This is a genomic window from Bradyrhizobium sp. P2_E8 (assembly GCF_056403875.1).
In genome coordinates this window covers 1-8,424 of sequence record NZ_JBFUES010000242.1, presented here as the reverse complement: position 1 = coordinate 8,424, position 8,424 = coordinate 1, and the positions used below count along the sequence as shown (strand labels likewise).

Genomic DNA, 8,424 nt, shown 5'->3' with positions numbered 1-8,424 from the left:
GGTCTGCTCAAGCTGCTCTCGGTCGAGCTCGACCCGCGCGGCAACGTCAAGGCCAACACGCTCGACTACCAGACCTCGCGCCCGAACGTGTTCACCGCCGGTGACATGCGCCGCGGCCAGTCGCTGGTGGTCTGGGCGATCCGCGAGGGCCGGCTGTGCGCCCGGTCGATCGACACATTCCTGATGGGGAAGACGGATCTGCCGCGCTAGGCGCGGCTCACTCCGCCGCCAGATTTACGAACGGTGTCATCGCCCGCCTTGTGCGCACTCGCGCACTGGAGCGGGCGATCCAGTATTCCAGAGACGTCAAACGTATGCGGATAAGCCGCGGCGTACTGGATGCCCCGGTCAAGCCGGGGCATGACAGCTGAGCGGGTAGCGACGACAGCGCATCAAGGCGCACCTCATCGCTAATTCTGCAGCCTCACCCCCAGCATCACCACCGTGCCCTGCGAGCTCGAGCCCGCCTGGTTCGAATCCAGGATGTCGTGGCGCAGCGTGCCCTTGATCCAGACGTTGCGGTTGAGCTTGTAGATCAGATTGCCTTCGAGCGAGTAGGTCTTGTCGTTGCGGTTCTGGCCCTGGTAGTCGTAGGTGCCGTAGGTGAACTTGCCCACTGCTGTAAGCCAGCGGCGGAAATCGTGATCGACTTCGGCGGCGTAGGTGTGCACCAGCACGCCGGAGGAGCCGGCGACGGTGGTCTCGGCGATCTGCGTGTCGGTGACGAATTTGACTGTGGTCAGCCCGCTGGCGTTCCAGATCAGCGAGCCCGACGTGAGGAAGCCCGAGAGCTGGCTGAGGCGCGGGTCGACATAGTTGCGCGCGGAATAGCCGACCGAGACCTCTCCCGTGAGGATGCGCGAGAACTCGAAGGACGTGCCGACCTTGCCATAGCCGCCGTTTGAATCACGGAAATAGCCGTTGCGATCGGCGGGCTGGTCGTGCACGCGGGTGTCGCCCTGGATCTCGACGAACGGCTTCAGGCCCGGCTTCAGCTCGTAGGAGAAGCGGCCGACGCCGCCATACTGGTTGAAGTCGCGATCGCCGTTGCTGGAGGTCGAGCCATCGGTGAGCTTGGAGTCGGTGTAGGCGGTGCGATCCACGGTGGCGCCGGCCGCGACCTGGAAGCGGTTGAAGGTCTGATCGAAGCCGACGGTGGTGCCATAGGTGGCGTAGACAGGATATTTCTGAAGGCCGGTCTGCACGTTCGGGCTGCCGGGATTGTCGGTGGCGAGCCGCAGGCGGAGCTGCGAGGTCAGCTTGAGGTCGCGGTCGACGTCGATGCGGCCGTCGACATGGCCGGTGAAGTCGGGGCGGTCGATCTCGACCGGCGAGGGCGAGGGAAAGCCGTCGATCGTTACCGGCATGTTGTTGGTGTAGCCCGAGAACGAGCCGCGCAAATCGGCGACCAGCGCGTGGCGCTCCCAGTCGGACACCACGAGGAGGTCGGGCGCGACGACATAGACCGGCGAGCCGACCGGCTTGTTCAGACGCGCCGGGTTGGTGTCATAGCCGGCGGAGAGCTCGAGCCCGCCCTTGATCAGGAAGCTGCCGGCATAATCGCCGACCGCGCCGAACGGATCCTCGTCCAGCTTGAGGCGGCGGCGCAGCGGCTGGCCGGGCACGCTGCCGGCCATCGCCGGCGGCACCGGCACCTTGTGCGCGGTCTCGGACGGCGGCGACGCGATGCGCGGCGGGCCGAGCGTCCTGTCCGGCGTTGCCGGCGGCACCGGCGAGCCGGGCCCGACCGGGCGCTTCGGCTTCGGCTGCCCGGGATAGAACTTGGGCTGCTGCCGCTTGCGGTTGAGCGAGTCGTAACCCGAGCCTCTGGCGCCGTTGGCGGCCGGCAGACCGTAGGTCGGGACCTGGCCGACGCGCGAAGTCGCCGGCGCCTGCTGCCGCTTGCGCGGATCGGCGTTGGGATCGGGCAGCACCGGAAGCGCGTCCGAAGGCGCCTGCGGTACGCCCGCCGTGCGGCGCGTGGGCAACGTGTCGGGCGCGGCGAAACCGCCGCGGTTGGGATTGAACAGGTCGGGCGTGAGGCTCTGGGCGGCCACTGGGCCGCTTTGCAGGGCCGTCAGCGCAAGACACGGCAAAGCCGCGCACAGGAAATGCGCGCGTTTGCTCCGGCCCGTGCCTGGAGACGACCCCACGATGGAATTACCCCAACGAAATCAAACACTTTCGCGATTGTCCCCGCCGACTGGCAGAAACCATCGTTAATGGACTTAAAACAATTATGGTTAATGACCCGTTGAGGGGCGGGGCGGCCGCGTCGCCTGATACGCCGAGGCATGCTAAAGCAGGCGCCAATGGGCCATCGCCCCTCCTCCCTGGACCTGTACATGCCGAGTTCGAAACCGCTGATGACCCAATCATCCGGCCCCATTCCTACAAGCGTCGAATCCGCGCTCCGCACGCTGGAGACCGAGAGCGGCGGCATCAACTCGCTCGCCGCCGCGCTGCGCGGCCCGCTGGGTGCGACCTTCGCCAAGGCGGTCGACCTGATCCGACAGGCCAAGGGCCGCGTCATCGTCACCGGGCTCGGCAAGTCAGGCCATATGGGCCGCAAGATCGCGGCGACGCTGGCCTCGACCGGCACGCCCGCCTTCTTCGTTCACACCGCTGAAGCCGGCCACGGCGACCTCGGCATGATCACCACCGACGACGTCATCATGGCGCTGTCCTGGTCCGGCGAGCAGCCGGAGATGAAGAACCTCGTGAACTATTCGGCGCGCTTTGCGATCCCCATGATCGCGGTGACGTCGAACGCGGCGTCCTCGCTCGGACAGGCCGCCGACCTCGTGATCGAGCTGCCGAAGGCCCGCGAGGCCTGCCCGCACAATCTGGCCCCGACCACCTCGACCCTGATGCAGGCCGCGATCGGCGATGCGCTCGCGATCGCGCTGCTCGAAAGCCGCGGCTTCACGGCGCTCGAGTTCGCGCATTTCCACCCCGGCGGCAAGCTCGGTGCAATGCTGAAATTCGTTCGCGACTACATGCGCACCGGCGCGGAGATCCCGCTCAAGCCGCTCGGCACCGAGATGTCGGAGGCCGTGGTCGAGATGTCGGCCAAGGGCCTCGGCTGCGTCTGCATCGTCAATGACGCGAACGAGGCCGTCGGCATCATCACCGACGGCGATCTGCGCCGCCACATGCGGCCCGACCTGCTGACGGTCACGGTCGACGACATCATGACCAGGCAGCCGAAGACCGTGCCGCCCTCGATGCTCGCCACCGAGATGATCGAGGTGCTGAACACCCGCAAGATCACGACGCTGCTGGTGACCGAGGCGGACAAGGTCGTGGGCATCGTCCACCTGCACGATCTGCTCCGCGCGGGCGTGGCGTAAAGCACGCTCTCTCCGCGCCGTCATTCCGGGGCGCGCCCTCTTTGGGCGCGAGCCCGGAATCCATTCATCTCCGAGGTTGCTGCCCGATGGATTCCGGGCTCGCGACTTCGTCGCGCCCCGGAATGACGGGGCTAGAGCTGCGGAAACCGCGCCGCCTTCTCCTCCAGCGGCAGCCTCAGGCCGTTCGCCAGATACGACACGGTGCGATAGAAGCCGCACAGCAGCATGACCTCCAGGATCTGCGCCTCGTCGTAATGCGCCGCGAGCGCGGCGAATTCCGCATCGGTGAACGTCGCGCGGTGATGCAGCGCGTCGACGGCTGCGATCAGCGCCTGCTCGCCCGGTGACCAGCACGGCGACGTCGCATCGCCCTCTACGGTGGCGCGGACCTCGTCCTCGGTGAGGCGCGCCGGACCGGCAAAGACCGCGACATGCACGCCCCATTCATATTCGCATTTGTTCAGCGCGCAGGTGCGGTCGATGACGATCTCGCGTTCGCGCAACGACAGCGGCCCGGGATCGAGCAGGCCGCCGGCGCGGAACTTGTCCCAGGCGCGGCTGTGGCCCGCCATCACCCGGAACAGCAGCAGCGGCGGCGCGCCGCGCATGATGCGGTCGAACTGCGCCTGGATCTCCGGGGGATAAGGTGGCGCGAGCGGCGCAATACGCGGTGTGGCCTGGGACATCGGCCGTCTCCCTTGCTACGATTATCGTAGCACGACGCTACATTATATGTAGCAATAGGCAAGAGGGCGACGATGGCGAAACAGGCCGGATCGACAACACGCGGCGTCCGCGGCTCACGCACGGGACGGCCGATCATGGCGCTGCTCGACCTGCTCGGCCGGCGCTGGACCTTGCGGATCCTGTGGGAGTTGCGCGACGCCCCCCTCACCTCCCGCAGCTTGCGCACCGCCTGTGACGAGGTCTCGCCGACAGTGCTGCAAGCGCGGCTGGACGATCTGCGCGAGGCGGAGTTCGTGGAGCTCGGCGAAGGCGGAGGCTACGGGCTGACGCCGCTCGGGCGGGATTTGTGCGAGACGTTCATGCCGCTGCACCGGTTTGCGGAGAAGTGGAAGGGCTCTTCCCGCTTGCGGGGCCGCGACGAGCTTCGCTCGCGCTGAGAGGATCGGGGTGAGGGGGAGCCTCCGCGCAGACGGTGAGAGACGACTCGCGGAGAGCCCCCCTCACCCGGATTGCATCTACGATGCAATCTGGCCTCTCCCCGCAAGCGGGGAGAGGCGAAGGGTCCTCACGCCACCGCCACCGTCAGATTCACGCCGTCGACCTGCACCACCTTCACGCGCGTCCCGGCCGGCGTATCTGGACCTGCGACGCGCCAGACCGTGTCGCCGATGCGCATGGTGCCGTTGCCGTCGATGATCGGCTTCTCGAGCGTGAACTCGCGGCCGAGCAGCGCCTCGGTACGCTTGTTGAGGAAGGGGCTTCCGCTCGCATCCGGATTCGGCCGCGAGAGGCGACGCCACACCGGCACGGCGGCTGCCGCGAAGATCGCGAACATCACCAGCTGCACCTGCCAGGATACGGCGACGGTGAACGAGATCAGCCCGACCAGCAGCGCGGCGAGCCCGAGCCAGAACAGGAATACGCCCGGCGCCAGCACTTCCAGCCCCATCAGGATGAAGCCGAAGATCAGCCAGTTCCAGGTGCCGAGCGATACGAACATGTCGGTCATGACACGACCTCTCTCAATGGTGCGGTTACGGCACCGCTGGCGGCATCGGACCGGACGACGGCACCGAGCCGCCGCGACGGGCCGCGGCAGCGGCGGATGCCGCACTCTCGCCGAACGTCGCCTTGGCGATCTCGCCGATGCCGGCAAGCGAGCCCAGCATGCTCATCGCCTCGACCGGAAGCATGATGACCTTCTGGTTCGGCGAGTCCGCCAGTTGCCCGAACGCCTTGATATACTTGTCGGCGATGAAATAGTTCAACGCCGCGACATCGCCCTTGGCGATGGCTTCGCTGACCATCTGCGTCGCCTTGGCCTCGGCCTCGGCGGACCGCTCGCGGGCCTCGGCGTCGCGGAACGCGGCTTCCTTGCGGCCTTCTGCCTGGAGAATCTGGCCCTGCTTGGCGCCCTCGGCGCGCAGGATCTCCGACTGCCGCTGGCCTTCGGCGGCGAGAATGTCGGCGCGCTTGACGCGCTCGGCCTTCATCTGCCGGCCCATCGCCTCGACGAGATCGGCGGGCGGCACGATGTCCTTGATCTCGATGCGGTTGACCTTCAGGCCCCAGGGCGAGACCGCGGCATCGACCACGCGCAAGAGGCGCTCGTTGATCTCGTCGCGGTGCGACAGCACCTGGTCGAGATCCATCGCGCCCATCACCGAGCGGATGTTGGTCATGGTCAGGACGGTGATGGCCTGGGTCAGGTTGGAGACCTCGTAGCTCGCCTTGGCGGCGTCGAACACCTGGTAGAAGGCGACGCCGTCCACCGTCACGGTGGCGTTGTCCTTGGTGATCACCTCCTGCTCGGGAATGTCGATCACCTGCTCCATCATGTTGATCTTGCGCCCGACGCGATCGAAATAGGGCACGATCAGGTTGAGCCCGGGGCTCAGCGTCTGGGTGTATTTTCCGAACCGCTCGATGGTCCAGTCATAACCCTGCGGCACCGTCTTCACGCCGGCAATCAGCGTGACGATGACGAGCAAAACCAGAACAATCGCGAAAATGTCGAAACCGCTCATATTTCCTCCAAGGCAGGAAAAAGCCCTTTCCCGCGCTGTCATTGGTCGGGATCGCAACCCTACCGGTTCAGCGGTCGCGATTCACGTCGGCATTCGGACGATTCTGCACAAGACGCAGCAGCAGGGAACGGTCACGATAAGTATTTCCGAAAGGCTCTTGAAAGCGTCCGGGCGCAGACCTAGCGGCGAACGTTAACGAATCTGGGCATGTGTCCGTCGCGGACGACCTTATTCGATGACATCGTTCGCTGTTGCAAGCAGGCTTGGAGGAATGGTGACGCCAAGCGCCTTGGCGGTCTTGAGGTTGACCGCGAGCTCGAACTTGGTGGGGTTCTGCAYCGGCAGGTCGGCAGGCCGCGCACCCTTCAGGATGCGATCGATGTAGTTGGCGGCGTGGCGGAGCTGCTCGGTGCTGTCGGTGCTGTAGGACATCAGCCCGCCCTCGTCGACGAAGGTACGGCTCCAGAACACCGCAGGCACGCGCGCCTCGGCGATCGCCGCGAGCAGATGCGCGCGGTTGGCCATCGTGTAGAAGTCCGGCAGGATCAGCAGGCCGCCGTCCTTGCGCGAGGCCAGCGCCGCGATCGAGGCTGCGTCATGGACCGGCGCGGTCTCGACGGTCACATGAAGCGTCCGTGCTGCGTCCTCGATCGTGCGCAGCATGAGGGCAGCGAACGGCGCAGTGGCGGGATTGTAGACGACGCAGACGCGGGACACTTTCGGCGTCACTTGCGTCAACATCTCCAGCCATTTGCCGGCCAGCGGGCCGTCGTAATCGGTGAAGCCGGTGATGTTGCCGCCGGGATGGGCGAGGTTTTCGACAAAGCCCTGGCTGACGGGATCGGTCACCACGGCGAACACGATCGGGATCGTCGCGGTGCGCCGGCGCAGCTCTTCGACCGAGGGCGTGCCGATCGCGAGCAGGATGTCGGGCTTGAGCGCGATCAGCTCCTCGGCGAGCCCGGCGATCCGCGCCCGGTCGCCGGCGCCGCTGCGCCAGTCGATCCTGAGATTGTCGTGCTCTTTCCAGCCATGGGCGGCGAGCGCCTCGACCAGGATGGCGCTGCGCGTCTGCCCGATCGCATCGTCGGCGGCCGTGACCGAGAGCACGCCGAGCCGCCGCGCCGGTTGCTGCGCCAGTGCCGGGGACGGCAGCGCCGCGATCATTCCAACAAGCCCCAACACCTCGCGGCGGTTCATGGGGAGCCCATCAAATCCAACCCTGGAGCTCGCGGAGCACCAGGGTGCGGATCACGTCCATACCGGGTTCGCTGTCGTTGAGGCAGGGGATCGCGGAAAACTGCTCGCCGCCATTGTGCTTGAAGATCTCGGCATTCTCCTGCGCGATCTCCTCCAGCGTCTCCAGGCAGTCGGCGGCAAAGCCCGGCGTCACCACCGCGATGCGGCGTACGCCCTCTTTGGCGAGCCGCTCCATCGTCTTGTCGGTGTAGGGCTGGAGCCACTCGTCATTGCCGAAGCGCGACTGGAATGTCAGCAGCAGCTTCGTCGCGTCCATGCCGAGCCGGCGGCGCAGCGCCTCGGTCGTGGCGATGCAATGCTCCTGATAGGGATCGCCCTTGTCGACATAGGATTTCGGCATGCCGTGGAAGGRGGCGACGATCAGCTCCGGCTCGAACGGCAGGGTTGCCAGATGCGTCTTGATCGAGACGGCGAGCGCCTCGATATAGGACTCGTCCTCGTAGTACGGCGGCGTCACCCGCAGCGTCGGCTGCGCACGCAGGCGGGCGAGCACGCGGAACACCTCGTCGCAGACGGTCGCCGAGGTCGAGGCGGAATATTGCGGATAAAGGGGGACGGCGAGGATGCGGTCGCATCCCTGCGCGATCAGCGCGTCGATGCCCGACCTGATCGAAGGATTGCCGTAGCGCATCGCCCAGTCCACGACGACGTGATCGCGATCCGACAGCGCGGCCGCGAGCTTGTCGGCTTGCGACCGCGTGATGGTCTTCAGCGGGGACTCGTTCTTCTCGTTGTTCCAGATCTTCTGGTAGTCGAGCGCCTTGGTGCGCGGACGGCTGCGCAGGATGATCCCGTTCAGCACGAACTGCCAGATCAGGCCCTGGTCCTCGATGACCCGGGCGTCCGAGAGGAATTCCTTGAGATAGACCCGCACGCCCGGCGCATCGGCCGTATCGGGCGTGCCGAGATTSACCAGGAGCACGCCGACCCGTTTCTGGCCGGACTGGACGGCTGGCTGCGCGGTCTCGTTGAGGGCGACGGTCGTCATGATCAGTTGCGTCGCGCGTTGCACCGAACTTGTCAAGATGAGCCCGGTTTCGCTAGGGTCGCACCCAAGCGGGGGAGGGAAGATGACACTCGCGGAATGGTGCGTGTTC

At 66.3% G+C, this 8,424-nt stretch carries 8 protein-coding genes and 1 pseudogene; 3 read left to right on the top strand and 6 right to left on the bottom strand.

Translation table 11 applies throughout. From position 1 onward, the window contains the following. Positions 1–210, top strand: a pseudogene (gltD, locus tag AC1D00_RS15690) (glutamate synthase); the annotation flags it as partial. Between the two features lie 200 nt (positions 211–410). Here the strand turns inward: gltD and AC1D00_RS15685 are convergent. After that, positions 411–2,153, bottom strand: a complete 1,743-nt coding sequence (locus tag AC1D00_RS15685; RefSeq protein WP_477011300.1) for an outer membrane beta-barrel protein — start codon at positions 2,151–2,153, stop codon at positions 411–413. A 192-nt stretch (positions 2,154–2,345) separates the two neighbouring features. Between AC1D00_RS15685 and AC1D00_RS15680 the strand changes: the two genes are divergently transcribed. Then, on the top strand, positions 2,346–3,353 hold the full coding sequence (locus AC1D00_RS15680; RefSeq protein WP_477011299.1) for a KpsF/GutQ family sugar-phosphate isomerase: 1,008 nt from the start codon (positions 2,346–2,348) through the stop codon (positions 3,351–3,353). Between the two features lie 131 nt (positions 3,354–3,484). On the opposite strand, the gene AC1D00_RS15675 is transcribed toward AC1D00_RS15680, so the two are convergent. Then, complete coding sequence (locus AC1D00_RS15675) at positions 3,485–4,039, bottom strand: carboxymuconolactone decarboxylase family protein (protein ID WP_477011298.1); 555 nt, start codon at positions 4,037–4,039, stop codon at positions 3,485–3,487. Positions 4,040–4,111: 72 nt separating this feature from the next. On the opposite strand from AC1D00_RS15675, the gene AC1D00_RS15670 reads away from it, so the two are divergent. Continuing rightward, positions 4,112–4,477, top strand: a complete 366-nt coding sequence (locus AC1D00_RS15670; protein WP_477011297.1) for a winged helix-turn-helix transcriptional regulator — start codon at positions 4,112–4,114, stop codon at positions 4,475–4,477. Positions 4,478–4,605: 128 nt separating this feature from the next. On the opposite strand, the gene AC1D00_RS15665 is transcribed toward AC1D00_RS15670, so the two are convergent. The 4 genes from AC1D00_RS15665 to hemH all read right to left on the bottom strand — a co-directional run bounded on the left by AC1D00_RS15665 (position 4,606) and on the right by hemH (position 8,315). Beyond that, positions 4,606–5,049: an NfeD family protein gene (locus AC1D00_RS15665; protein WP_135175465.1), complete on the bottom strand. Its 444-nt coding sequence runs from the start codon at positions 5,047–5,049 to the stop codon at positions 4,606–4,608. 25 nt (positions 5,050–5,074) lie between these two features. Further along, on the bottom strand, positions 5,075–6,067 hold the full coding sequence (locus AC1D00_RS15660) for an SPFH domain-containing protein (RefSeq protein ID WP_135175466.1): 993 nt from the start codon (positions 6,065–6,067) through the stop codon (positions 5,075–5,077). 228 nt (positions 6,068–6,295) lie between these two features. After that, positions 6,296–7,267, bottom strand: coding sequence for an ABC transporter substrate-binding protein (locus AC1D00_RS15655; protein WP_477011296.1), 972 nt, complete (start codon positions 7,265–7,267; stop codon positions 6,296–6,298). A 10-nt stretch (positions 7,268–7,277) separates the two neighbouring features. Next, complete coding sequence (gene hemH / locus AC1D00_RS15650; protein WP_477011295.1) at positions 7,278–8,315, bottom strand: ferrochelatase; 1,038 nt, start codon at positions 8,313–8,315, stop codon at positions 7,278–7,280. Positions 8,316–8,424 lie beyond the last annotated feature (109 nt).

Coding starts and splice junctions, on each gene's coding strand:
- AC1D00_RS15680 (WP_477011299.1), top strand. CDS start 2,346: ATGCCGAGTTCGAAACCGCTGATGACCCAATCATCCGGCCCCATTCCT.
- AC1D00_RS15675 (WP_477011298.1), bottom strand. CDS start 4,039: ATGTCCCAGGCCACACCGCGTATTGCGCCGCTCGCGCCACCTTATCCC.
- AC1D00_RS15670 (WP_477011297.1), top strand. CDS start 4,112: ATGGCGAAACAGGCCGGATCGACAACACGCGGCGTCCGCGGCTCACGC.
- AC1D00_RS15665 (WP_135175465.1), bottom strand. CDS start 5,049: ATGACCGACATGTTCGTATCGCTCGGCACCTGGAACTGGCTGATCTTC.
- AC1D00_RS15660 (WP_135175466.1), bottom strand. CDS start 6,067: ATGAGCGGTTTCGACATTTTCGCGATTGTTCTGGTTTTGCTCGTCATC.